The 25,417-nt window shown below is 67.5% G+C and carries 17 protein-coding genes; 7 read left to right on the top strand and 10 right to left on the bottom strand.

From position 1 onward, the window contains the following. Positions 1–5: 5 nt before the first annotated feature. Positions 6–215 carry a hypothetical protein gene (locus AB4Z00_RS06485; protein WP_132267633.1) on the top strand — a complete coding sequence of 70 codons (210 nt, stop codon included), beginning with the start codon at positions 6–8 and terminating at the stop codon, positions 213–215. 27 nt (positions 216–242) lie between these two features. Here AB4Z00_RS06485 and AB4Z00_RS06480 read toward each other — a convergent pair whose 3' ends face one another. Next, positions 243–428, bottom strand: coding sequence for a YbdD/YjiX family protein (locus AB4Z00_RS06480; protein ID WP_442045372.1), 186 nt, complete (start codon positions 426–428; stop codon positions 243–245). Then, positions 425–2,485 (bottom strand): carbon starvation CstA family protein, encoded by a 2,061-nt coding sequence (locus AB4Z00_RS06475; RefSeq protein ID WP_442045371.1) that lies wholly within the window; start codon positions 2,483–2,485, stop codon positions 425–427. Before AB4Z00_RS06475 ends, AB4Z00_RS06480 begins: the two co-directional genes overlap by 4 nt. Positions 2,486–2,855: 370 nt before the next feature. Between AB4Z00_RS06475 and AB4Z00_RS06470 the strand changes: the two genes are divergently transcribed. The 5 genes from AB4Z00_RS06470 to AB4Z00_RS06450 all read left to right on the top strand — a co-directional run bounded on the left by AB4Z00_RS06470 (position 2,856) and on the right by AB4Z00_RS06450 (position 8,433). Continuing rightward, positions 2,856–4,232 carry an ATP-grasp domain-containing protein gene (locus AB4Z00_RS06470; RefSeq protein ID WP_132267628.1) on the top strand — a complete coding sequence of 459 codons (1,377 nt, stop codon included), beginning with the start codon at positions 2,856–2,858 and terminating at the stop codon, positions 4,230–4,232. Next, on the top strand, positions 4,229–5,017 hold the full coding sequence (locus AB4Z00_RS06465; protein ID WP_132267626.1) for a sulfite exporter TauE/SafE family protein: 789 nt from the start codon (positions 4,229–4,231) through the stop codon (positions 5,015–5,017). Before AB4Z00_RS06470 ends, AB4Z00_RS06465 begins: the two co-directional genes overlap by 4 nt. Before the next feature lie 280 nt (positions 5,018–5,297). Continuing rightward, the gene (locus AB4Z00_RS06460; protein WP_243654319.1) at positions 5,298–5,972 is read left to right on the top strand and encodes a CDP-alcohol phosphatidyltransferase family protein; all 675 of its coding nucleotides are present in this window, start codon (positions 5,298–5,300) and stop codon (positions 5,970–5,972) included. A 170-nt stretch (positions 5,973–6,142) separates the two neighbouring features. Then, positions 6,143–7,417, top strand: a complete 1,275-nt coding sequence (locus AB4Z00_RS06455) for an MFS transporter (RefSeq protein WP_442045370.1) — start codon at positions 6,143–6,145, stop codon at positions 7,415–7,417. A 233-nt stretch (positions 7,418–7,650) separates the two neighbouring features. Beyond that, the gene (locus tag AB4Z00_RS06450; protein ID WP_132267623.1) at positions 7,651–8,433 is read left to right on the top strand and encodes an IclR family transcriptional regulator; all 783 of its coding nucleotides are present in this window, start codon (positions 7,651–7,653) and stop codon (positions 8,431–8,433) included. A 16-nt stretch (positions 8,434–8,449) separates the two neighbouring features. Here AB4Z00_RS06450 and AB4Z00_RS06445 read toward each other — a convergent pair whose 3' ends face one another. The 8 genes from AB4Z00_RS06445 to AB4Z00_RS06410 form a co-directional block, all read right to left on the bottom strand. Next, positions 8,450–10,918 carry a beta-galactosidase gene (locus AB4Z00_RS06445; RefSeq protein WP_442045369.1) on the bottom strand — a complete coding sequence of 823 codons (2,469 nt, stop codon included), beginning with the start codon at positions 10,916–10,918 and terminating at the stop codon, positions 8,450–8,452. Further along, positions 10,905–12,479 (bottom strand): MFS transporter, encoded by a 1,575-nt coding sequence (locus AB4Z00_RS06440; RefSeq protein WP_442045368.1) that lies wholly within the window; start codon positions 12,477–12,479, stop codon positions 10,905–10,907. Before AB4Z00_RS06440 ends, AB4Z00_RS06445 begins: the two co-directional genes overlap by 14 nt. 52 nt (positions 12,480–12,531) lie before the next feature. Beyond that, positions 12,532–15,048 carry a glycosyl hydrolase 115 family protein gene (locus AB4Z00_RS06435; protein ID WP_442045367.1) on the bottom strand — a complete coding sequence of 839 codons (2,517 nt, stop codon included), beginning with the start codon at positions 15,046–15,048 and terminating at the stop codon, positions 12,532–12,534. A gap of 2 nt (positions 15,049–15,050) precedes the next feature. Beyond that, the gene (bglB, locus tag AB4Z00_RS06430; RefSeq protein ID WP_134093377.1) at positions 15,051–16,166 is read right to left on the bottom strand and encodes a beta-galactosidase BglB; all 1,116 of its coding nucleotides are present in this window, start codon (positions 16,164–16,166) and stop codon (positions 15,051–15,053) included. Positions 16,167–16,210: 44 nt separating this feature from the next. Further along, the gene (locus tag AB4Z00_RS06425; RefSeq protein WP_442045366.1) at positions 16,211–17,431 is read right to left on the bottom strand and encodes a glycosyl hydrolase 53 family protein; all 1,221 of its coding nucleotides are present in this window, start codon (positions 17,429–17,431) and stop codon (positions 16,211–16,213) included. Beyond that, positions 17,428–20,442 (bottom strand): glycoside hydrolase family 35 protein, encoded by a 3,015-nt coding sequence (locus AB4Z00_RS06420; RefSeq protein WP_442045365.1) that lies wholly within the window; start codon positions 20,440–20,442, stop codon positions 17,428–17,430. Before AB4Z00_RS06420 ends, AB4Z00_RS06425 begins: the two co-directional genes overlap by 4 nt. Positions 20,443–20,447: 5 nt before the next feature. Continuing rightward, on the bottom strand, positions 20,448–20,741 hold the full coding sequence (locus AB4Z00_RS06415; RefSeq protein WP_132267612.1) for an L-rhamnose mutarotase: 294 nt from the start codon (positions 20,739–20,741) through the stop codon (positions 20,448–20,450). 139 nt (positions 20,742–20,880) lie between these two features. Next, positions 20,881–22,113, bottom strand: a complete 1,233-nt coding sequence (locus AB4Z00_RS06410; protein ID WP_442045364.1) for a rhamnogalacturonan acetylesterase — start codon at positions 22,111–22,113, stop codon at positions 20,881–20,883. Between the two features lie 274 nt (positions 22,114–22,387). Between AB4Z00_RS06410 and AB4Z00_RS06405 the strand changes: the two genes are divergently transcribed. After that, a complete protein-coding gene (locus AB4Z00_RS06405) occupies positions 22,388–25,390 on the top strand; it encodes a TonB-dependent receptor (protein ID WP_442045363.1) in 3,003 nt (1,000 codons plus the stop codon). The last annotated feature ends 27 nt before the right edge of the window (positions 25,391–25,417 follow it).

The following is a 25,417-nucleotide window of genomic DNA, read 5'->3' as shown; positions in this document are numbered from 1 at the left end:
TGCGAATGACCATCCTGCAAGATATCGAGAAACTCGTCGTCCGGCTCGCACCAGAGCCGGTCTGCGACGATTGCATCACGCAAAGGCTGGGCCTGAGCGTGCTTCACCATGCGGATGTCCAGACCCGCGAACTCGTTGGAACCAACGGTTTCGTGCGGAGCAAGGACGAATGCAGCCTTTGCGGCGAGACCAAGCTGGTGATTCGCCGGCACTGACGGCGCGGCTTGCGCCGCGTCAGTGCCTCAGCAGCACCGTCCGCCGTTCTTGCCGCCGTACCGCGCCTCCTGACGGTCCCGGAAGAACGCCTTGCGGTCCATCACCGGGCGGTCCGGGTGATGCGCGGTCATGTGCCGGACGTAATCGTCGTAGTCCGGCAGGCCCACCATGAGCCGGGCCGTGCGGCGCAGGGTCTGGATCAGGCCGCTCATGCCGGCACCGGCCGCGAGGAGGCCTCATGGGCGGGGATCTCGTTCACGGTCGGCACCGGGCTGCGGCGCGAGGCCATGCAGGTGCGCCAGGTGAAGACCATCAGGGAGAGCACCACCGCCAGGAACACCGCCACCAGCGCGGCGTCGACCCGGTCGTTGAAGACGATGCGCTCCATCTGTTCCATGGACTTGGCGGGGTTCAGCAGTTCGCCCCGCTCCAGCGCGGCGGAGAACCTGGCGCCGTGCGCCAGGAAGCCGACGGCGGGATCGGCGGAGAACAGCTTCAGCCAGCCCGCCGAAAGCGTGCAGATCAGCAGCCACGCGGTCGGCAGCACGGTGACCCAGGCGTAGCGGTCGCGCTTCATGCGGAACAGCACGGCGGTCGCCAGCATGAGGGCGATGGCGGCGAGCATCTGGTTCGAAATGCCGAACACCGGCCAGAGCGTGTTCACCCCGCCCAGCGGATCGGTGACGCCCTGATAGAGGAAGAACCCCCAGGCCGCCACGCAGAGCGCCGTGGCGACGAGGCCGGGGACCTGGCTCCTGCTCTCGCCGAGGCGGGGCACGGCCAGCGCCATCAGGTCCTGCAGCATGAAGCGTCCGGCGCGGGTGCCCGCGTCCACGGCGGTGAGGATGAACAGGGCCTCGAACAGGATCGCGAAATGGTACCAGAAGGCCTTCATCGCCGGCCCGCCGACGACGTGGGAGAATATCTCCGCCATGGCCACGGCCAGGGTCGGCGCGCCGCCCGCGCGGGAAATGATGGTATGCTCACCCACGTCCCGGGCGGTCTGGGCGATGGTCTCGGGGGAGATCGCGAAGCCCATGGCCGTCACCGCATGGGCGGCGCTGGCGGCGTCGGTGCCGATCAGCGCGGCGGGGCTGTTCATGGTGAAGTAGATCCCCGGATCGAGGATCGAGGCGCCCACCAGCGCCATGATCGCCACGAAGGCCTCCATCAGCATGGCGCCGTAGCCGATCAGCGGGGCATCGCTCTCGCTGGCGATCAGCTTGGGCGTGGTGCCGCTGGCGATCAGGGCGTGGAAGCCGGAGACCGCGCCGCAGGCGATGGTGATGAACAGGAAGGGGAACAGCCCGCCCGAGAAGACCGGCCCGCCGCCAGAGGCAAAGGCGGTGAGCGCGGGCATCCGCAGCGGCGGCGCCATGATGACGATGCCGATGGCGAGCGCGGCGATGGCGCCGATCTTGAGGAAAGTGGAAAGGTAGTCGCGCGGGGCCAGCAGCAGCCAGACCGGCAGGACCGAAGCGACCGCGCCGTAACCGATCAGGATCCAGCAGAGCTGCACCGGCGTGAACGTGAACAGCGGTCCCCACACCGGCGACTGGGCGATCGCCTGGCCATAGACGATGGCGGCCAGCAGCCCGACGAGGCCGAGGATGGAGACTTCCCCGATCCGGCCGGGCCGGATCCAGCGGGTATAAGCGCCCATCAGCATGGCCAGCGGCACGGTGGCGGCCACGGTGAACATGCCCCAGGGGCTCTCCGCCAGGGCCTTCACGACGATCAGCGCCAGCACGGCCAGGATGATGACCATGATCATGAAGGCGCCGAACAGCGCGATGGTCCCGGCCACCTGCCCCATTTCCATGCGGATCAGCTCGCCCAGCGAGCGCCCGTCGCGCCGCATCGAGATGAACAGGACCATGAAGTCCTGCACCGCCCCTGCCAGCACGACGCCGCCGATGATCCAGAGCGTGCCCGGCAGGTAGCCCATCTGCGCCGCCAGCACCGGCCCGACCAGAGGTCCGGCCCCGGCGATCGCGGCGAAATGGTGCCCGAACAGCACGGTGCGGTCGGTCGCGACATAGTCCAGCCCGTCGGCGCGGCGCAGGGCGGGCGTCGGCCGCGACGGGTCCAGTTTCATGACGTGGCGGGCGATGAACAGCGCATAGTAGCGATAGGCGACGAGGAAGCAGCAGACGGCGGCCACCACGATCCACAGCGCATTCACCGCCTCTCCGCGCGAAACCGCGACGACGGCGAGCGAAATGGCGCCGACAAGGCCGGTGAGGAGCCAGGGCAAGTGGCGGATCATGGTGCTCTCCTTCTGGCGCCGTCTCCCCGCGCCGATCTCCCCGTGCATAAAGCCTTGGGCCGACGAGGGAACCGGGAAATCGCAATTCGTCGGCCGGGATGTCATCGGAGACCCGTGCTCCGACAGCGACCGGAGCTTGGGCGGCGGCTGGCGTTCCGTGGCAATGTGTGACAGGCAACCAAAGAAGATTGGCGGGCGTTGAATTGCGTGGCACCACGGCGCCGCCGACGCGTTTCGGCCTAATCTGCTTTGTTTCTAATGCATTGGCACGCCGCACTTGGCACGCCGTACTGGGCACGCCGTACTGGGCACGCCGTACTGGGCACGGCGGATCGGTCCGCCGCCGTCTATCCTTGGGGGAAATGAAGCCTTGCGTGGCTGGATACTGTTTCATCGCGAGCTTGATCCCGCGAACTCGGAAGTGCCCGAGGTGCTGCGCTTCCAGGAAGCGGCCAGCGCCATGGGCATCGAGCTGCAAGTGCTCCATCCCCACAAGTTCGACCTGGTGGTCGGCTCCGAGGAAGGCTGGAGCACGACTTACCAGGGGCGGCTGGTGGAGCGGCCGGATTTCGTGATCTGCCGCACCGGCGCGGAGACGGACTATTTCACCCTGGCCCTGCTGCGCCATCTGGAGCGGCGCGGCGTGCGGCTGGTCAACGGCCCGGCGACGATCGAGCAGGTGGCGGACAAGCTGCACACCCTGCAGACGCTCAACCGCGCCGGTCTGCCGATCCCGCGCACGATCCTGGGCACTTTCCCCATCGACGTCGACCTCGTGGAGCGCGAACTGGGCTTTCCCGTGATCGTCAAGACGCTGAAGGGCACGCGCGGGGCCGGTGTGCTCAAGTGCGAGGATCGCAACCAGTTCGAGGATCTGGCCGGGCTGCTGGAAAGCGCCGATGCCCAGGCCGACTTCATCCTCCAGCATTACGTCCGCGCCAGCCATGGCCGCGATGTGCGCGTGCTGGTGGTGGGCGGCCGCGTGGTGGCGGCGATGGAGCGGCGCTCGCTGACCGGGGGGTTCAAGTCCAACGTCTCGCTCGGCGGCGTGGGGATCGCTTATAATCCGCCGCCGGAAATGGCCGAACTGGCGGTCCAGGCGGCCGACGTGCTGGGGCTGGACGTGACCGGGATCGACATCCTCTTCGACGAGGAAGGCTACCGGATCTGCGAGGCGAACTCGGCGCCGGGCTTCCAGGGGCTGGAGCGCGCCACCAGCTACGACGTGCCCTCGGCGATCCTCGAATGGGTGATCTCCACCCAGGACGCGGCGGAGCCTGTCACGGCCCCGGCGGCGGAAAGCAATGCCCTGGCCGAACTCGCTTTCGGGGGACGCGCGGGCCTGCGCGTCCTCAGCGACCGCAACCCCGAATATCGCCGCTTCGCCAGCGCCGTCGGCCTGCGCATGGTCGGCGCAGGACTGGGCTGCCTGGCCCATGCCAGCCTCCCGCCGATGCTGGTCGACCGCAAGAGCCGGGTCGGCACCGGCCTGCGCACCCTGTTCGACGGCCGGGTCAACGCCGATCTCTCGGCGCTCAACGACACCGAACAGGAAAGGACGCTGATGATCGTGCTGGTGGCGGCGATCTGGGCGGCGGTCCTGCCCTGGCTGGCGGGCGCGGACGTGGTTCCCGGCGCCGTGCTTTCGGTGATCGCCTTGTGCTTCCCCGTGCTGTTCATGACCACCGCGCCGACGGGACGGTTCGGCAGGTCCGCTTCCTCCCTGCGCCGAAGGACCGGCGGATGATCGATCCGGCGACCATTCCCTGGGCCGCGCTCGCCCCGTTCATCATTGCCGGCTTCCTCGCCCAATTGGTCGACGGCGGGCTGGGCATGGGCTTCGGCGTCCTGTCCAACTCGCTGCTGATGCTGCTCGGGGTGCCGCCGGGGGCGGCCTCGGCCGTGACGCACCGGGTGGAGAGCTTCACCAGCGGCGCATCGGGCATCGCCCATGCCTTGCAGCGCAATGTGGACTGGCCGCTGTTCGCGCGGCTGGTCGTGCCGGGCATCGCCGGGGGGCTGCTGGGCGTCTGGGTGCTCACCAGCGTCAGCATGGCGATCCTGCGCCCTGCCGTGCTGGTCTACCTCGCAGCCGTGGGGCTCTACCTGATCTGGCGGGGGCCGCGGCGGCCGCAGTCGTACCGGCGGATGAAGCTGGTCGGTCCGCTCGGCCTCATCGCGGGCTTCCTCGATGCCTCGGGCGGGGGCTGGGGACCGATGGTGACGGGCAACCTCATGGCCCAGGGCATGACCCCGCGCATGGCGATCGGCACGGCCAATGCCGCCGAGTTCTTCGTTACCGTCACCGTGCTCACCGCCTTCATCGGCAGGCTGGGCGTGGAATCGCTGACGATCGCCGCCAGCGGCCTGCTGATCGGCGGCGTGGTGGCCGCACCGTTCGGCGCCCTGCTCACCCGCCGCATTTCCCCGCGCCGGCTGATGGAACTGACCGGCGCGACGCTCGTGGCGCTGAGCCTGGGCGGATTGATCTCCATGATGTTCTCTCCGATCCCGCTGTTTTCGCGGCTTTAATCGGCGAGCGGTGGGCGTGGCGGGATCGCCAAGGGCCCCAAAACTGGCCAATCGGCGCATCGTCGGCTATGGAGGCCGGATCGCCGACTGGAATTTGCGCGCCGGCGACTGAGAGACCAACGAGCTCCCGCATAAAGGAGCCGCTCATGGAACTCTGTAAAATCCTGAGGATTCAAGTCTCGCGCGCCGCGCACGCGGGAAGCGGCTGGCTGTGCCCTGTCCTGATCGACATGGCTTCGACCTCCAGCAACTTCGCCCCCCGATAATCGAGAAGATCCGCATGAACGCCAAGACCACCGCCCATCCCGCCCCGCCGACCCGCATCCAGGAAAACCTGCTGGCACGGCGCGAGCGGCAGCTCCTGCAATGGCTCTGCGCCCGCATGCCCCGCTGGGTGACGCCGGACCTGCTGACCGCCGGGGGCCTGCTGGGCGCGTTCATGACTTTTGCGGGCTATACGGCCAGCAACCTGTCCCCGGGCTGGCTCTGGCTGGCCATGGCCGGATACGTGGTGCAGTGGTTCGGCGATTCCATGGACGGCAGCCTCGCCCGCTTCCGCAAGATCGAGCGTCCCTCCTACGGCTATTTCATCGACCATAGCTGCGACGGCCTGACCACCGCGCTGATCGTCTGGGGCATCGGCACCAGTCCCTATGTCACGATGGACGTGGCGATGGTGGCGCTGGTGGGTTACCTGCTGCTGTCGATCCACGCCTATCTCGCCGCGCGGGTCCTTGGCGAATTCAAGCTCTCGTATCTCCAGGCCGGCCCCACCGAACTGCGCTTCATGCTGATCGGCCTGACCGCGATGATGATGCTGCTGGGCACGGGACGCGGCCTGTTCGGCATGGTTTCGGGCTTCGACCTGTTCGTGGGCTCGGTCGGCGCGATCCTGATGGTGCTCTTCGTGGTGCAGACGCTGGTCACCGGCAAGCGCCTCGCCGCGGCGAGCTGATCCGCGTAATATTGTTGCGCGCATTTCGGCTGTAAACCGGCGAGGCTTGCTCTAAGGCGGGCCGCTTGAAACGAAGCGGCTCCCAGGGCGGAGCCTTGCAGGGGCGCCAAAGTGTCGGTTGAAGAGTCGGGTGTGATCGGATGGTGCGGCAGTATCGCGGAGCCGCGGCGATGAACGTCTATCGCAGCAATTCCCGCGTCCTGGCCGCCAGCCTGGTCGGTACCGCCGTCGAATTCTACGACTTCTACATCTACGCCACCGCTGCGGCGCTGGTATTCGGCCCGTTGTTCTTTCCGGGGGAATCGCCCTCGGTGCAGCGGCTGGCCGCCTATGCCAGCTTCGCGATCGCTTTCATCGCCCGGCCGGTGGGCGCCACGCTGTTCGGCCACTTCGGCGACAGGGTGGGGCGCAAGTCCACGCTGGTCGCCTCGCTGCTGCTGATGGGCGGCGCCACGGTGATCATCGGCCTCCTGCCCACTTACGAGAGCATCGGCTGGTTCGCGCCGCTGCTGCTGTGCCTCATGCGCTTCTCGCAGGGCCTGGGCCTCGGCGGCGAGTGGGGCGGTGCCGCGCTGCTGGCGGTGGAGAACGCCCCGCCCGGCTACCGCGCGCGCTTCGGCATGTTTCCCCAGCTCGGCGCGCCGGTGGGCTTCATCGCCGCCAACGGGCTGTTCCTGGTCTTCAGCATGACCCTGAGCGACGCGGACTTCCTCGCCTGGGGCTGGCGCATTCCCTTCCTGCTGAGTTCGGTGCTGGTCGGCCTGGGCATGTGGATCCGCCTGAAGCTGACGGAAACCCCGGCCTTCGAAGCCGTGCTGGAGGAAACCCCGCCCAAGTCGATCCCGATCGTCGAGCTGTTCCGCACGCACTTGCGCCAGACCCTGGCCGGCACTTTCGCGGTGATCGCCTGCTTCGCGCTCTACTACCTCACCACGACCTTCGCGCTGGGCTATGGCACCGAGACGCTGGGCTACGATCGCCGCAGCTTCCTGGGCGTGCAATTGTTCGCGATCCTGTTCATGGCGCTGGGCATCGTGCTGGCCGGCTATGCGGCGGACCGCTGGAGTTCGCGCGGCGTGCTGATCGCCGGCTGCCTGGGCGCCATCGGGGTGGGCCTGCTGATGGGGCCCATGTTCGCGGCCGGATCGCTCTCGGCCATCGCCGCCTTCCTGTGCCTGGGCCTGTTCACGATGGGCTTCGTCTACGGTCCGGTCGCCTCGCTCCTGCCGCAGCTCTTCGACGCGCGGGTCCGCTACACGGGATCGTCCATCGCCTTCAACGTCGGCGGCATCTTCGGCGGCGGCTTCGCGCCCGCTATCGCCCAGACGCTGGCCGACAAGGGCGGCGTGCTATATGTGGGCACGTATATCTCGGCGGCGGCGATCCTCAGCCTGATCGGCCTGCTGTCGATCCGGCGCAACACCGAGCGGACCTTCACCGCCTAGAACGTCTTCCCATCGGGTGGAATCGCCTGATGACGCGGCAAACGCGGCAAGCCAGAAACCCGAAAGCGGTAGAGCCCCCGCAGCAGGATCGGATGCGCTCCAGACCCGCCCGTCCTGCGGGCGCCTCCGTCTCCGTCTTCTCCCATTGACCGCCGCGCCCGAGGGTATAGAGCAGGTGGAACAAATGGATTCGCGTCCCGCAAAGTGGACCGATCCGGAGAAAGACACGAACGATGACGGCACTTCGCGACGACAAGCCCGAAGTCGAGGTCAAGGGCACGCAAACGTTGATGCGTGCGCTCGACATCATGGACGAAGTGATCGGCGGCCCGATCCGCGCCGCCGATCTCGCCCGCAAGCTGGGCATGAGCAAGACCACCGCGCACCGCCTGGTGCAGGCGCTGAAGTCCCGCGGCTATCTCTCGGTGACGAGCGATGGCTTCGGTCTCGGCCCCAAGCTGCTGGAACTGGGCGTCATGGCCACCGAGCAGATCGACTATGTGCGGGTGGCGCGGCCGTTCATGGAAAAGCTCTCGGAAAAGACGGGTTTCTGCGTTTTCGTGGGCAAGCGCGAGGGGGACTGGTCCCGCCACCTCGACCGCGTGACCGGGCGCCAGCGTCTTCGCGTGGCGACCGCGCCGGGAGACCGCCGCCCCATCGCCGAAACCGGCCTGGGCAAGGCGCTGCTGCTGGACGAGGACGAGAAGGTCTGGGAAGACCTCTACCGTGAAGCCAATGGCGGCAAGGTCTCGGCCAAGGCGGTGAAGGAATACGTGGCGCTGATGCGGGAGCACAAGGCGCATGGCTACGTGCTGCACGACAGCGAGCTGGGCGACGGCGTGCGCTCGATCGCAGTGCCGATCCGCGATGCGCGCCGCGAGATCTGCATCGCCATCTCGATCGCCAGCGCGGCCCATTACCTGACGGACGACATCGTCGACGATCTGGTCGCGGCCATCGTCGCCACCGCGGGGCAGGTCGGCGAGGCCGTGGGCTACCGCGCGCCGCGGGGCTAATCCGCGAGCAGCCGGGTCATGGCCGGGGCGGCCGCACCCTTAGGCGGTGCTCCGGCACTACGCGCAGCGAATCCAGTGTCGCGACCTGCCCGGCAGCGGGCAGCGCGGCCCGCGCCTTGTCGTCCAGGTAGATCGGCGCATCGACGCGCAGCGGCATGATCGAGAGGCGCCAGGGCCGTCCGAGCCGCCCGGCAAAGCGCTTGAGGCCGATGCGCCATAGCTGGCCGTCCCAGAAAGTGTCGTCCAGCAAGTCGATGCCATCGTGCAGGCGCAGGATGTCGCCCTTGCAGGCGATCTCCAGGAAGGCGTCTCCGCCTTCGGGCAGCAGCGCGGGTGAGAGCGTGAATTCCCATGTCGCGGCGGCTTTCCAGGTTTCCGGCAACGGTTGGAGCACCGTCTTCGCCGGGCCGCCGATCACGGGCGCCGGCGCTTCGCCCGCCGGGCGGATCTGCCGGGCCTCGACGGATGCCGCGACGGGACCGGGTACGCGCGCGCCATGGTGGCCGCCGTGCCGGGTCAGGGCGGCGTCCGCTTTCATCCCGGGCTCCGGGGGGATCATGGCGAAAGCGAAGTCCCGGTTGCCGCGCTGACGCAGTTCCAGCTCGCCGCCCGCGAACATCACGTCGGCGTCCGTCAGGATCAGCCGTCGTTTCCCGCCAAATGTGCCAACCCATGTCTGCCCGGCCGAGGCGCGATCCAGCACCAGCAGCCGCACTGCCGCCCCTTGCGCGGTGACGAAGCGCAGCAGCCGTTCCGGTCCGGACCGGACCTGCCCGATCCAGCGTCCCGCACCGTCGCGGCGGAAGCCCGCCGGCCCGTCCTGAAGGCTCGCGCCGTCGATGGCGACTTCCACATCGTCGGCAATCGTCGCGGCCAGGACATGGATCGGGCCTTCACCGTCCTCCAGCCGCGTCACCGGCTGCGCGGTGGCCCAGGCGAGGCGCAGGCCGTCGAGGTCGATGCCGATGGGCCAGGCGAAGCTGGCACCGCTCGGGATCGTGACCGGCGCGGAGGGCAGCGTCACCGGGCCGCCGGGGAGGCGCACGGTGAACTGCGTGCCGGGATGGGCCGGCGTCGGATATTGGCGGACGTGGTTGTTGACGAAGAGGAAGCCGCTGCCGCCCGCGCTGCGCACTGACCAGCGCAAGGTGGCGAGGTCTGCCTTGTCGCGCGGCTGCACGGCCGGGGCATGGACCTGCATCGGCGAAAGTGCGGCGCCGTGGCTGTCGATCAGGTAGTGGAGCGGGCGCAGGGCGGCATGGGCGGGGCCGGGCAGGCCGTATTGTCCGATCGGCGCCTGGAAGTCGTAGCCGATCACCGGCACGTCGTTGTAGCCGCCCGAACGCTGCGTTTCCTCCAGCGCGCGGCCATGGGCGAGCGGGTTGGAGCCGCCGTGGAACATGTAATAGCCGAGCAGGTTCACGCCCGAGCCCAATTGCGTCAGCACTGCCGCCGCGATGTCGGCCGGGGCGATCAGCGGGCGGCGGCGGTACATGACCGGCACCCCGCCGCCGTATTCGGCGCCGAGGAAAGGCGTGTCTTCCATGTCGTCGTCGGCATCGCCGCGGCCCTTGGCCCGGGTCTGCGCGCCCAGGTCTCCGCTCACGCGGCTGTCGAAGCGGAAGAGGTAGTTTTCCTTGGGCGGCAGGCGTTCCGTGCTGGCGGACCAGGGCTCATCCGGATAGCCGCCATGAACGGGCACCACCTCGCCCCTGGGATAGACCGTGCGGTCCCAGCCGGTGACGGTGTAGAGCGGCACGTCGATCCCGATTTCGCGCGCCAGTCCCTTCAGCGCCGCGATATGGGCACGGCCCTGGCCGGGGCCGGAGAGGTTGTATTCGTTCTCCACCTGCATGCCGATCACCGGTCCGCCCTGCTTCCACAGCAGGCCGTCGATCTGCCCGGCCATCGCGCGCCAGAAGCGGGAGACTTCGGCCATGTAGGCAGGATCGTTGGAGCGCGGGTGCGTGGCGGAGACGACCCAGTCGGGTATACCGCCGAAGCGCACTTCGGCATGGCACCAGGGCCCGGGGCGCAGGAAGAACAGCAGCCCGTGGCGCGCGCAGAGCGTGACGAAGCGCCGCAAGTCGCGGGTGCCGGTCCAGTCGAGGCGGCTCGGTTCCAGCTCGATATGGTTCCAGATCACGTAGCTGGCGATCACGCCGATCCCGGCGGCCTTCATCTTCGCCAGTTCCTCGTCCCAGTATTCGGCCGGGAAGCGGGTGAAGTGAAATTCGCCCATGATCGGCAGCCACGGCTTGCCGTCGCGGGTGAGGGTGAGGTTGTCGATGCCCAGTGTGCCACCCGGCCCCTCACCCGTGCCCATGCGCAAATGGCCGGATTTCAGCGGGCGGCCGGGGCGGGAAGCATCGAGTTCCAGAGGCGCGGCCTGCGCGGCGGCGGCAAGGCTTCGGGCGGGCAGGGCCGCGGCGAGGGCGGCTGCGCTGCCCGCCCGAAGCAGGCCGCGGCGGTCAATGCCCGGCATTGACGGGCTTGCCCAGATCGCCGTTCGCACTGTCCTGCTCGACCAGCGGGTTGCGGCCCCAGAGCTGATCGTAGCGCCAGCCGGAGAGGTCCTCCACCACCGCCTGCGCCTCGGGGCTGGTCGGGGTGCGGGCACCGCTGCGCAGATGCTCGATCTCGCGCATCAGCACGGCATGAGTCGCGGGAGAAAGGCGGAAGCGCAGCGAGACGATCACGCCGAACACCAGCATGGCCACGGTGCCCAGCCCCAGCAGCAGCGCGATCGTGAGGATGGCGCCGTGCGATTGCTGCGCCGCGCCGGAAACGAAGCCGCCCGCCTGCATCACGAAGCCCACGCCGGCTACGGCCGCGGCCTGCGTGGCCTTGCGCACGAAAGTCATGACGCCCGCGAAAGCGCCTTCGCGGCGGCGGCCGGTGACGATCTCATCCACGTCGGCCATGTAGTTGTAGGTCGCCCAGGGAATGTAGTTGAGCGCGCCGCGGCCCAGGCCTGCCAGCGCGATGGGCAGCCAGATCATGGCGCTGGTTGCCGTGATGCCCATGGACCAGAGCCCGATCAGCGTCAGCGCGCCCGCCGCGAAGCTGGCGGCGGCGATCTGGTAGGCACGGCTGGGCGAGGCGCGCAGGGCCATGTTGATGGCGATGATGACGGCCACGAACTGCACGATGTACATCGTGCCCAGCAGCCCGGAGGCGACCGCCGTGGTCCCCGCCAGCGCGAAGATCACGAAGAACGTGAAGGCCGCGTTGAACACGTCCTGGCTGATATAGCCGCCCAAATACATGCCCAAGTGCAGGCGGAAGGCGCGGATCCGCATGGTCGAGAACAAGTTGCGGTAAAGCGCCTTCAGCGCCTCCAGCGGGCCGGCGGAATGGCGCTGTTCGGGCGGCAGCGGCACGCCTCCGGGCCCGTGACGCTCCCAGCTGAACAGGTAGAGCATGGCCGCCGTCACCATGAACAGCGCGGCGAAGATCAGGCCCATGTAGAAGAAGGTGTCCGCGCTGTCGCGGCCCAGCGCCTCGATCAGCCAGAGCGGCAGGAACCCCGCCAGGATCGCGGCGGCCTGGCCGAACAGGATGCGGAAGCCCGCGAACTTGGCCTTGGTGCGATAGTCGCTCGACATCTCGGCCGCCAGCGTCTCGAACGGGATGATCTCCATCGCGTAGACCAGTTCGAACAGCACGTAGCTGACGAGGTAGTACCAGAAGCTCTGCCCCGGCAGCCACATGAGGGCGAAGCTGGGCAGCAGGGGAATGGCGGCCAGGATGAAGAAGCGCCGCCGCCCGAACCGGCGGCCCAGCGCGGTGGTGCCGAAGTGGTCGGAAATATAGCCGATCATCGGCGAGGCGAAGGCGTCCAGCACGCGCGCCACCGCGAAGATGGTTGCGGCCTGCCCCGCCGAAAGCCCGCAGAACTGGGTGTAGAAGATCAGCACCCAGCCCGAGATCACCGCCATCGACCCGGCCCCGAGCACGTCGTTGGAGCCATAGGCAAGGTAGTTTCTCAGGCGCACCGGACGCGCGGCCACGGACTGGCTTTGGGGCACTACAGGATCCTTCACCGTATTGTTCTTGTCTGGCCCGCCTTCGTGGGCGGACCGATTGGGTCTGTTATTATGTCGGAGTAATGGACTTGTCAGCAGGCATGAAGCGAACGGCTTCGATCATCACGGCGGGATCGCCGGATTCAATCGTTACCTTGTGCTGGCCGGCTTCCAGAAGAGCGGAGAGCGGCACGGAAATGCGGTTGTCGAGCACGGCATCGGCCCAGTCGCGGTCACCGGTGCGGCGCGGGATTTCGAGGACCTGCGGCTTGCCGTCGATGCGGATGGTCAGGCGCAGTGCCTCGCCATTGTCGGAGGGATAGGCAGGCAGCAGATCGACTACGGCCTGCCAGCGACCCGCCGGCAGGGTGATCGCGGCCTGCGCGGAGGCGGACGCCGCACCGGCGCCCAGCAGCGCACCGTACCGGCCGAGGCCTTCCACCAGCCGCCAGGCTGAGCCTTGCGGGGAGTTGCCGTGCGGGGAGGGGCCGTTCGGGGAGGGGCGGCGCGTGAACTGTTCGGGCCGGAGCAGGGGAAGCGCGGATCGCGGCTCCGGCTCCGGCGCCGGGGCTGCGATGTCCGGCAAGGCGGCGAGCGCGGGCACCACCGGCGGGGTCTGCCGAAAGCTGCGCCACTGCCCATCCGCGGGCTCGACATTCATGATCCCGCGCCATTTGCCGCCCGCGGTGTCGCGGTTGTAGCGGCGCGTCAGGGCTGTCAGCGCCGCGTCCGCCTCGGCGGCGATGCGGGCGCGGCGCCAGCTTTCGGCGGGGGCGGTATCACGCAGCGCGTCGTGGGCCTCGGCGGCGAAGAAGCGCCGGTTGGCGGCGGCGGAGGCTGATACCGGGTAGTCCACGAGTTCGAAGAAGGCATTGGCGCGCCCGGCCGGGACCTGCTGGCGCAGGGCGGCAAGGCGCTGCTCCATCGCCGCGAAACCGGCGAGCCGTGCGTCGGCCTCGGCCGTGGTCAGCGGGCTGGCATGGGGTTTCTGCCCCGGCAGATACCATTGCAGATGCTCGGGCCGGCGCGCGAAGTTGAGGCGGTAGTAGTCGCTCATGACGGCGGCGGCCTGCGGGTCCGTGCCCGCTTCCGCGCCGCGTCCCTGTCCGGTCCCGAGGATGTCTGCGAGCCAATGTCCCATCCATGTCTCGACAGGCTGGGTCCTTGTCCTCTCGATGTCCCATGCAAGGCTGAGGAAGTAGTCGACGCCCAGTTCGGCTGGCTTGATGTCCCCGACATTGACGATCCACATCTTGCGCGCGCCCTTGTCCCACGCGCGTCCCATTTCCTCGCGGATCAGCGCAGGCGGCGTCGTCGAGAGCCAGAGATAGGAGAGCGGCGCGCCGAGGTAGGAGAGGTGGTAGTAGACGCCGTTGCCGCCGCTGCGCGCCCGCTCGGCGGCATCGGGGAGATGGCGGATGTAGCCGAAGTTGTCGTCCGTCCACATCAGGGTGACATCGTCCGGCACTTTCAGCCCGGCCCGGTAGATGTCGAGCACTTCCTTGTAGGGCGTGAAGACTTGCGGGGCGCCGGAAATCCCCGCCTCGCGCAGGAGATCGCGCTGGTCGGCGAAGACCTGTTCCAGCACCGCGCGGCGCTCCGGGTTGGTCGTGGGGCCGATCATGCCGCTGTCATGGATGCCGCGCAGGCCGAGGGTCCAGATCGTCTCGTCGGCGGCGTTGCTCTTCACCCGCGTGCGCCAGTAGTCGCGCATGGCATTGCGGTTCGTCAGGTAGTTGAAGTCTTCCGCCTTGCCGGTCCATTCGCCCACGTTGTTGCGCAGCATCGGTTCGGCATGACTGGTGCCCATGACCACGCCGTAGCGCTCGGCCAGGGCGGCATTGGCGGGATCGGCGTTGAAGGCGCGGCTGGCCTTGTGCATGGCGGGCCAGAGCGTGTTGGCCCGTAGCCGCAGCAGCAGGTCGAAGACTTTGGCATACGTCTTCGGGCCGGGGGCGGGTTCATCGGGTTCGGCGCCCTCGGCCCAGGGAACGAGGCCCCAGTCCTCGTCATTGATGAAGATGCCGCGATACTGCACCGAAGGCGGGCCGAAGCGCCGGGCCTTGGCGGAGACGTAGAGGCTGCCGTGATGCTGGGGTGGCACATCCGCCCACCAGTGCCAGGGCGAGACGCCGATCGCGCGGGAGATCTCGTAGGCGCCGTAGGCGGTGCCGCGCCGGTCGCTGCCCACGATCACCAATGCCTGCTTCACGCCGGGTGCGGGGTTGGAAACCGGCACGATCAGGAAGCTTTCCCAGGCCCCGCGCAGCTTTGCGGCATCGACCCGGCCCGCCGCCACAAGCCGGTCTATCGCGGGATTGCGGCCCAGCGTGCCGATCCAGACCTGCACGTCCGAAGCGGCGTTCGCGCCGGTCACGGCGGCCAGGTCTCCGCGCAAATCCTCGGCAGCGATGCGGACCAGTTCGTGGTCCCCGGCCGAGGTCACGACTTGGGCGACATGTCCGTCCTGCGCCAGCGCGAAGTCGCCGCGCGCGGGCGTGAAATGCACGAACTCCGGAGCGGCCGCCTGCGCCGGATGGGCGAGGACAAGCCCCGCCGCCACCGCAAGAAAGGCCGCCCCGCGCATCGTCAGATATAGGTCCGCAGGAACTCGGCCAGCGCGCAGATGGCAAGGCTCTGGCCATAAGGCATCGAGGTGAGCGCGATGTCCTTGTAGAACTGCAGCGTGTCGCCCATCGCGGTGCCGAAGCTGACTTGCTGAAGCTCTCCGGCATCGTCGATATTGGCGAGCACGCCGCGCACCGCCTTGATGCCCACCGCCTCGTATTCGCGCGGGAGGTAGCCCTTGCGCACCGCCTTCAGGATGCCATAGGCGAAGCCTGCCGTGGCCGAGGCCTCAAGGTAGCTGGTGGGATCGTCGATCAGCGTGTGCCACAGGCCGGTTTCCGCGTCCTGCGTGGCGGCGAGCGTGCGGACCTGTGCGGCCAGCGTGTCGATCAGGAACATGCGGAAGGCATCGCCCGGTTCGAGATCGAGCAGTTCGATGATTTCCGGGATCGCGATCGTCACCCAGCAGTTGCCCCGCGCCCAGAGCGCTTCGGCGAAGTTGTGGCGGCCAGTGAAGTCCCAGCCGTGGAACCACAGGCCGGTCTTCTTGTCGGCCAGATACTTGATGTGCACCAGGAACTGGCGCTTGGCTTCCTCGATATACTGCGGACGGTCCAGCAGCAGGCCGATCTTGGCCAGCGGCAGCACGCTCATCATCAGCGTGTCGTCCCAGAGTTCGCCGGGGTTCTCGTCGTTGTAGACGATGTGCTGGAAGCCGCCTTCCTCGGTCTTGGGCAGGCCGTCCGGCGCCATCAGCCATTCGGCCCAGGTGTCGAGATAGGGGATGTAGCTGGGATCGCCGTCCAGTTCGTAAAGGTAGGCCAGCGTGATGAAGGGGGCCACCGTGTTGATGTTCTTGGTGGGCGTGCCTTCCGCGAAGCGGTCCTCGAACCACTGGCGGATGATCTCCAGCGCCTTCTCGTCGCCGGTCTGCTCGAAATAGCGCCACATGCCGAACAGGCCGACGCCGTGAGTCCATTCCCAGCCGGCCCAGCCCTTGGTGTCGATCACCCGGCCGTCTTCGAGGCGGAGCAGGAATTCGCCGGTTTCGTCCTTGATGTTGACGAGGTTGTGCATGAGCAGGTCTATCGCCGCGGTGACCTGCTGGCGGGGGATGTCATGGGTAAGGGCGGCCACTCAAGTTCTCCTGTGGGCGATGCTGCGGCGGGGGGCGTGATGGGTCATTTCAGGACTCCGTAATCGCGCGCCATCCGGCGGTAGAGTTGCAGGAAGGCGGGATCGGCGTCGTACCGGCCGCCATGGTTTTCGGGTTGTTTCGGCATGTCGGATGCCAATGCGGGCGTGGCGCCGGGGGCTTCCGCCGCGTTGAGGCCTTGCGAGAGCAAGTCGGGGCGCGGGCCTTCGCCGGCGTTCTTGCCGTCCTTCTGGAAGATCGCTTCCTGATGGCGGGTCGGTTCCCAGATGAAGCTGCCCCAGCCGTTCGGGTGGGCATGGATCAGATCGTTCAGGTAGCGCTTGCGCGAGGAATACTCGATCGCGAAGAAGCCCTTGTCCGGATAGCGGCGGCCGAATTCGGTGAACGTCCGCTCCCAGTCGCCCTGCGCCGCCTGCTGGTAGCAGGAGAAGCCCAGCGCATCGAAATCGACATCGCGGGCGATCAGGCTGTCGGTCCAGTGCTGGACGATGGGCCAGTGGCGGCCGAGGTGGTTGTGCAGCGCGATCGGCGTTCCGGGAAGCTGCGCGCGGGTGGCGGCGATCCCGGCCTTGAGCAGTAGCGCGAACTTGTCGTAGCCGCCCGCACCGGGCACGTTCAAGTGCACTTGGTCGGTCACCGGGTTGCCGGTGGGAATGGTCAGCGGCACGCGGCCGTCGGGCCAGAGCATGCCGAAGGTCGTCTCGTTGCCCAGGATCGCCAGATCGGGCGCGACGCCTGCGGCTTTCATCGCCGCGAAAGTCTCGTCGGTGTGGCGGTGGACGGCATCGACCAGCTTGGGGAAGGGCAATTCGGCCCATGCAGCGGGCTTGTCCTGATGCTGCGGATCGGCCCAGGTGTCGGAATAGTGGAGGGTCAGCGAGAGGTGGAAACCCGCCGCCTTGATCCGCTGCGCGAACGCGATGGTGCGCGGCAGGTCGCACCACGGGCCGCCGGGCTTGTCCTTCGAATAACCCTTCGCGGGATCGACGAAGAGGCGCAGCTTGATCGCGTTGAACCCGGCATCGCGGAAGATCGCGAGCACGTCCTTTTGCTGGCCGTCCTCGTAATAGGTGGCGCCTGCGGCTTCGTCCTCGGGAATCCAGGAGACGTCCGCGCCGATCAGGTAGGGCCACGGGCGGGCGCCTTTTCTGGGGGCAGCACGCACCGCGCCCGGCAGGGCGGCGAGGCAAAGCGCGCCTGCGCCTGCAACGCCCAACTGGCGGCGGCTGAGCGCGGCGCCGGTCATTTCAACTGATCGGGGCGCGTCGGCGCAGCGACCATCTGCACCGGCACTCCGCCGCGAACGTTGCGGAGGGTGATGAGCTTGACCGCCTCCAACGCATCGCCGGGCGCGCCGTCGCTCGTCACCGCGAGGGCGACGTGGTTGGTGCCGTGGTGGTTGAGCACGCCCTCGGGGATCGGGAACACGCGCTGCGGGCCGACATGGGCGATGAACTGGCCCATGTTCCAGCCGTTGACGAAGATCAACACGCGGTATTTCGCGGCCGAGCGCGGGCTTTCGGTGTCTCCGAAAGCGAGTCCGATCGTGGCGTCCTGACCCTTGGGCACGGCAAGGTCGAAGGCGGTGCGCAGCCAGGTGGTGCCGGGTGTGGCGCTACTCGCGGGGACTTGCGCGGCGGTCCACTGGCGGTCGTCGAAGCCGGGCAGGTGCCAGCCCATGCGCTCGCCGTAGAGGCCGCCGTTATTGGCAGGGCCGCGCACGGGATCGGCCAGATCCTCGCCGCCGCGCTTGCCCTGGATCTTCCACGCGATCGGCACTGCAAAGCTGCGCCCGCCGGGCTGCGAGATCGAGGCGGAGATCAGCCCGCGCGCTTCCTTGTGGAAGTCGTCGGCGTCGAGGTCCCAGTTATGGCCGTTGTTGCGCACCATGACCGAGAGGACGTGGCCGCCGTCCGCCTGCGCTTCGGGCGGCAGGTCCAGCGTGACGGTGCCGGTGGTGATCGGGCGGGGGAGGCCGCTCGGCGTCTCGGCCTGGCCGATGAACTTGCCGTCGAGCCATGCCTGCACGAGGCCCGATCCGCCCGCGCCGTAGAACAGCGAGACGGTTTTCGCGCCGGGATTGCCCTCGAAACGGCCGCGATACCAGACGTCGCCTTCATGGAAGCCATAGGCGTCCATGGCGAGGTTCGGCTGGCCGTCGGGGCGCTGGGTGATGCTGGCGTTGGGGCGGTTGCCGCCGACCGCTTGCCATGCGCTGTCGTCGAACTGCGGATCGGCCTCGGGCGACCCCTTGGCCATGCGCCAGCCGGTGAGTGCGGGCAGCACGACCGGCGCGGGGCCGGGCAGGGGGGCGCTGGAGGCGATGCTGCCGATGGCAGTGGGCTTGGCGGCGATACGCGCGCCGTTCCACGAGAGCGAGCGCGCCGCGCCGGGCGCCCAGATTTCGATGGCGCCCGCCGCGTCGGTGTCGCCGGTCAGCGTGAGTACGCCGGACCGCAGCGAAGCATGACGGACCAACTGCGGCCCGCGCACCAGAACGGGACCGCTCGCGGTGTCGGCGCGGGTATAGCGACTGCCTTCAGCCTCGTCGGCAAGGATCAGCACAAGGTCGCCGCGTCCGCCGCCGGTCACCCGCAGGACAGTGCGGCCCGTGTGCGTGTAGGTGACTTTAAGGTCGCCCTTGGCGGCATCGAAAGCGGTGGCCGCGGCGCCTTCCACAACCTCGACTTTCGGCGCCGAGGCATAGCGCAGCACGGTCTCGCCAGCCTCGCCCGCGCGGCCGTAGAGCAGCAGCAGGTCGGCGTTTCCGGCCTTGGACGCGGATTGCAGTTCGGAGGTCGAATAGACCAGCCGCTGCCCGCCCAGATTGACGCCTGCGACCAGCCACTTGGCGTCGAAGCCATTGAGCCGCATCGGGAAAGTATAGCGGCCATCCGGCAGCGCGGCGGTAACGGTGAAGCTGTCGTCGGTCTGGCCGTTCGACGGCTTGTGCGTCACCATCAGGAAGCGCGCGTCGGTTTCGGGGCTCTTGTTGTGGTAGACCTGGATGTTGGGCGAGGAGATCTCGGGCGTGCCCGCCGGGATCATGCCCGCAAGGTCGGGTACGGAGGCGATCAGACCGCCCAGCTGCTTCATCTCCAGCGCCTTTTCGCGAAGCTCTCGCGCTTCGGAAATGGCCGCGCCGTAGTCGTAGCTGGTGAAGACCACCGGGGCGGGCAGCCAGCCCCAGCTGGTGCCGCCATAGACCATGTAGAAGCTCTGGATGCCGATGCCGTTGGCCAGGTTGGTGCCGTAGAACACCCGCTGAAAGCGCTTGCCGCGCTGGACCGCGTTGCACGCGTAGCTGCCGTTGGAACCCCAGTAATCGAACCAGCCGCCGCCGAATTCCGCCAGGAAGCCGGGCGTCTTCGGCGAAGCGGAAGCGCCGCCTTTGGCGCCGCCGGCTCCGTAGAAGCCCCAGTCGGGCGCGGCCACGCTGCGCGTGGGTTTGCCCTCCACGGTGCAAGTGCCGCCGGGGTAGCCGTCGAACGCGTACATGTCGTTGGGGCCGTGAACGACTTTGTCGACGGAAGAACCTTCCGGCACCCAGTAGCCGTTGCGGCCCTGGTCGTTGTGGAAGATCGGCACGGTGATGCCGTCGGCGCGGGCCTTGGCGTAGATATGATCCATGTACCGGCGCTGGGCCGGGGTGGTCAGCGCCAGTTCGTTCTCGATCTGGTGGAGGATGACGGAGCCCTTGTGGCCCTTGCCGTCGCCGTTGATCTGGTGGCGCGCGATGATGGCGTTGATCTGCGTCAGCCACTCGTCGGCGGCGGCCATGTATTCGGGATCGTCGGTGCGTGCGCGGCCCTTCTGGTTGACCAGCCAGCCCGGGAAGCCGCCGCGCGACACTTCCGCGTTCACGTAAGGCCCGGCGCGGGTCATGACCAGCAGGCCTTCTTCCTCCGCCATGGTCAGCAGGCGGTCGAGATCGCGGATGCCGCTGAAGTCGTAGACGCCCTGCTTCGGCGAGTGGTAGCCCCAGTCGAAATAGAGCGCGACGGTGTTGAACCCGCTGGCCTTCATCTTCTGCAGCACGTCGCGCCAGAGGTCCGGGCTGGGCAGGCGGAAGGGGTGGAATTCGCCCGACCAGATCACCTGCCGCTTGCCGTCGATCATCAGCGAGCGCGCATCGAAGGAGACGCGGCCGAACGTCTGGACCGGCGCGGAAAGATCGGCCGTGGGCTTCGCCTCTTGCGCAAATGCAGGAAGCGGCAGGGCCGTAAGCAGCAGAGCGGTGAGGAACGCGCGCTTCATGCCGCTCAATCCATGTGGAACAGCAGGGGGAGCGGCCATTCGACCGGACGGTTGCCCGGTTCCACTTCCATCAGCGGCGCCATGTAGTCCCACCAGCGGCGCATCACCGGATGGTCGGGGAGGGTTTCGCGGCTGTTGTCCGGCGTCACGCGCAGGACGGCGAAGAGCGACAGGCTATCCTCGTCGAGGAAGATCGAATAGTCGCGGATGCCGGCCTCGGTCAGCAGGGCGGAGAGTTCTGGCCAGATCGCGTCGTGACGGCGGCGATATTCCTCGACCGTGCCGGGCTTCAACTGCATCCTGAAAGCGTGGATCGACCCCGTCCCAGTATCCGGCACATCACTCTCCCGTAAGTTCCATTATGTGGATACCAATACCGATATTTGGTAACTCGTCCACAAGCGTCCGTCAATTGCCATTCTGGCGGCGAATGCCGTGTCAGCTTCCCTCCGGCTTGTTTTCCTCCAGCGCGATGCTGGGTGCGATCGGGAGATCCTCGGGCAGCGGCGGATGGGCGGGATCGAAGTCCTTCAGCAGGACGTGGGACGCCAGTTCGGGGATTTTCTCGCGCACCTGACGGGCGATGGCCGCGGCGAACAGCCAGGCGCCGTAGTTGTCGTTATGAGTCCTGTCCTTGCCGTTCTCGGCAAAGGCGCGGGGCGATACTTCCGGCCCCAGGGCCTGCATGATGGCGATGCTGTCGCGGTTGAGGTCGATCAGCGGCACGTTCTCCTCCGCTGCCACCTTGCGCACGGCGGCGGCATAGGCGCCCAGCGTGTCCTTGATCTTTCCCGCCTCGTCGAAATTGCGGCGCTCGGGCGAAGTGACCAGCACCGGATGGACGCCGCGCCGGCGGGCCTCGGCGATATAGCTGCGCAAGTAGGCGGGATAAGTCAGCTCGGGATCGAGGTAGGTCATCGGCCATTCGGCCTTCTGGTCGTTGTGGCCGAACTGGATGAACAGCCAGTCGCCCTTGCGGACCTGCGTGAGCACCTTGGAAAAGCGGAGCTGGGCGATGAAGGATTTCAGCGTCGCGCCGGACTTGGCGTGGTTGGCCACGGCAATGCGATCGTCCAGCATCGCGGGCAGCATCTGGCCCCAGCTGGTGAAAGGCTCGGTATACTGATCGGCCACGGTCGAATCGCCGGCCAGGAACAGGCGCGGGGCGTCGGTGGGCTCGATATGGATGGCGGAGACGCGCGGCTGGCCGAGGAATTCGAAGGTCAGCTTGTCGTCCCAGCTGAAGCTGGCAAGGTCGCGCTCGTCCAGCAGCACGGACTGGCCGAAGCGCGGCGCGCCTGCGGGCTGGGCGGGCAGGCGGGCGTCGCGCACGTCGACCAGGAAGCTGCGCGTCACCGTCTGTCCGCGCCGGGTGGCGATGTCGCGCAGGAACAGGCGGCGGCTTTCGGCCTTCACCGTGGTGAGCCCCGCGCTGCGCCGGTCTCCCAGGGTCAGCGTCACGCGGTAAGTGCCCTGGGGCAGCGCCACCGAATAGAGGAAACCGCCCGAAGCATCGCGGCGTTCGATGCCGCTCCGGCCGACTTCGGCCTGGCCCGGCCGGTAGTCGGGCATCTGCGCGGGGGTCTTGCCGGCCAGGTCGATGTCGATCGCGGGCGGCGGGGCGGAAGTGCCCGCGGCCAAGGCCAGGGCGAGAGCCGAACTCAGGGACATTTCGGATGATCCTCTCTTTGGTCTCTGGCCAGATTCGTTCCGGCGCGTTATCCCACATGACGGTTCGCAAGGGCATATATCGGGAACGATCAGAGTCAATCACTCCCGGTCACCTCACTCACGACGAAGCGGTGCTTCCATGCGTGGAATTACGGATGAGGAACCGGTGGGAAGCGATTTTGACTGGAACTGAGCGAAAATGTCATATATTGTGTAACTCAATCCCACATAGTGGGCAATGTTCGAAGCAAGAACAAGATTTGGGAGTGAGGAAATGAGAAGGGCTTTCTCGAAATCCGTCATGCGCAGCCGCGCCTCGGCTCCGGCCCTGGTGGCCGCCTTCCTCTTCGCCGCGCCGCACATGGCCGCCGCGCAGGATGGCGCAGCCGATGCCGCCGTGCAGGACGGCGCGCAGAGCGCCGCAGCGACCGGCGCCCAGTCGGCCGCCGCCGGCAACACGCCCAGCCCTTCCGAGATCATCGTCACCGGCTTCCGGGCCTCGCTGAACGCGGCCCTGGCCGACAAGCGCATGGAAACGGCGGCGATCGACACCATCAAGGCCGAGGATCTGGGCAAGTTCCCCGATTCCAACCTGGCGGAATCGATGCAGCGCATCCCCGGCGTGGCGCTTCAGCGCGGTGACGGCGGCGAAGGCAAGAACATCTCGGTCCGCGGCCTCGGCGCCGACTTCACCCGGGTGCGCATCAACGGCATGGAAGCCGCCGCGCAGACCGGCGGCTCGGACATCTACGGGGCCGGCAACAATGGCCGCAGCTTCGACTTCAACGTTTTCCCGACCGAAATCTTCTCGGCGCTGACCGTGCGCAAGACGCCCTCGGCAGATGTCGAGGAAGGCTCGCTGGGCGCCACGGTGGACCTCAGCGCGCCCAAGCCGATGGACCAGGCGAAGGACTTCGTGCTCTCCGCCACGGGACGCGGCGTCTGGAACGAACTGTCGAAGAAAGTTGATCCGCGCGCATCGGTGCTCGTGTCCAAGCAGTTCGGAGACAGCGGCTTCGGCGTGCTCGGCTCGCTCGCCTATCAGAAGCGCCACACGCGCGAAGTGGGCTATTCGGCGGTGGACATCCTTTCGGCCAACCAGAACGGCATGTTCTGCTCGCCGCTCGGCTTCACCCCGCAGAACCCCGGCAACAGCGCCGCGTCCGGCGCCAGCGCCACCAATTGCTCCACCGGCAACCCGCGCACCGGCGACGCTGCGGCCTACCAGACCGTCTACGACGCCCGCCGAGACGACATGCCGAACACCCCCGGCAGCGGCGCCTTCTTCCCGCGCATCCCGCGCTACCTGAATTCCGAGCAGACGCAGGAACGCATCGGCGGCACGCTGACCCTGCAGTACAAGCCCGACGACGATACCGACATCTCGCTGGACCTGCTCTACTCACGCTTCAACGTGACCCGTGACGACAACTACATCGAGGCGATTTCGTTCGGCCGCTCGGCATCGAACCAGGGCTATCCGATGATGTCGCTGAAGGACGTGCAGCTTTCCGACCTCGGCTCGGTGGAATATGCCCTGCTGGACGGCGTGGACGTGCGCTCGGAAGGGCTGCACTCGAAGTATTCGACCACGTTCAAGCAGGCGAACCTCAATTTCATGCACCGGTTCAACGACCGGTTGACCGTTGACGCCAAGTTCGGCCTCAACGAGTCCGTGTGGAAGGACAAGGTCCGCATGCAGTACTTCATGGATGCGCTGGATACCGACAACTTCGCGATCGACTATACCGGCGGCGGGCAGACGCCCGTGCTGGGCTTCGGTTTCGACGTGTCCGATCCGTCCAACTTCCTCTACGGCCCGACGCCGGGCGCCGGCGTCGTCACCGGGGGCTTCAGCCTCCAGGGCAAGCCGGCCAGCAACACCACCAAAGGTACGCTGGGCGAAGTCAACGCGCATTACGAGTTCTCCGATGCGTTCAAGCTGCACTTCGGCGGCCAGTTCCGCTCCAGCGAGTTCCAGCAGCGCTTCACCACCTATTACACCGCCGATACGCTGGTTCAGGCCCTGCCGGCCGGGACCTCGCTGGCCGACCTGACGACGCAGATCACCGGCGTGGACAGCCTCTGGGGCCACGGCGCGCCGTCGAGCTGGGCCAGCCTGGACTGGCAGAAGCTGGCCGATGCCTACAACCTCTTCGATGCCCGCACCTGCACCGGCTGCGGCGAGACCAATCCGGGCGTGAAGGAAGAACAGAGCAGCGCCTTCATGATGGGCACGTTCGACTTCAGCGATGCGGTGGGCTTCGGCCTGCGCGGCGATGTGGGCCTGCGCTACATCCATACCTGGCAGCGTTCCTCGGGCTTCATCAACTTGTCCGACCCCACGTCGCCAACCGGCCTCAGCGGCCAGTACCGCGCCGTTGCGCGCAGCTATGACGACTGGCTGCCTTCCGCCAACATCGTGATCGAGCCGGTGCAGAACCTGCTCGTGCGCCTTTCCGCCGCCAAGGTCCTCTCGCGCCCGGCGCTTACGCAGCTGGTGCCGACCGTGGCCATCAATGCGACCACGCGCTCGGGATCGCTTGGCAATCCCCTGCTCGAACCGATCCGCGCCAACACGTTCGATGCGGCGGTGGAATGGTACTTCCGTCCCGGCTCGCTGCTGTCGGCAGCGTTCTTCTACAAGGACATCAAGACTTACGTGCAGAGCGTGAACGCGCTGGTTCCGTTCAGCTCGCTGGGCCTGCCGAACGAACTGCTGACCGGCAGCAACACCACCCCGGACGAGCTGTTCAACATCGCCACGCCCACCAATACGCCGGGCGGCCCGCTCAAGGGGATCGAGCTGAACGCGCAGATCCCGTTCAACTTCGCGTCGGGCTTCATCAGCCACTTCGGCGTGCTGGCGAACTACACGCACGTCATGTCGAAGATCAATTACTGCCTTTCCAGCTCGGGCGGCGTCTGCACCGTTACCGTGAAGGACGATCTGGTCGGCCTGTCCAAGGACACGGCTTCGGGCACGCTGTTCTGGGAGAACGACAAGTTCTCCATCCGCGGCACGATCAATTATCGCGGACCGTTCATCCGCGGCATCCCCGCCTCGCCCGGCAGCGACCTGGTGGGCAACCGCGCGACCACTTATGTCGATGCCTCGGCCTCGTACAACATCTCGGATGCGATCAAGCTGATCGTCGAGGGCACCAACCTCACCGACGAGCAGAACAGCCTCTACACCGACAGCCAGCGCCAGGACACGCTGTTCCAGACCCGCGTGGGCCGCACGATCTCGGCAGGCGTCAACGTGAAGTTCTGATCTTGAAGAATACGGCGGGGCCCTCCC

Origin of the sequence: Novosphingobium sp. YAF33 (genome assembly GCF_052113265.1) — a bacterium.
Lineage (GTDB): Bacteria > Pseudomonadota > Alphaproteobacteria > Sphingomonadales > Sphingomonadaceae > Novosphingobium.
The sequence above is the reverse complement of the archived record's forward strand: the minus strand, read 5'-3'. Positions and strand labels throughout refer to the sequence as shown.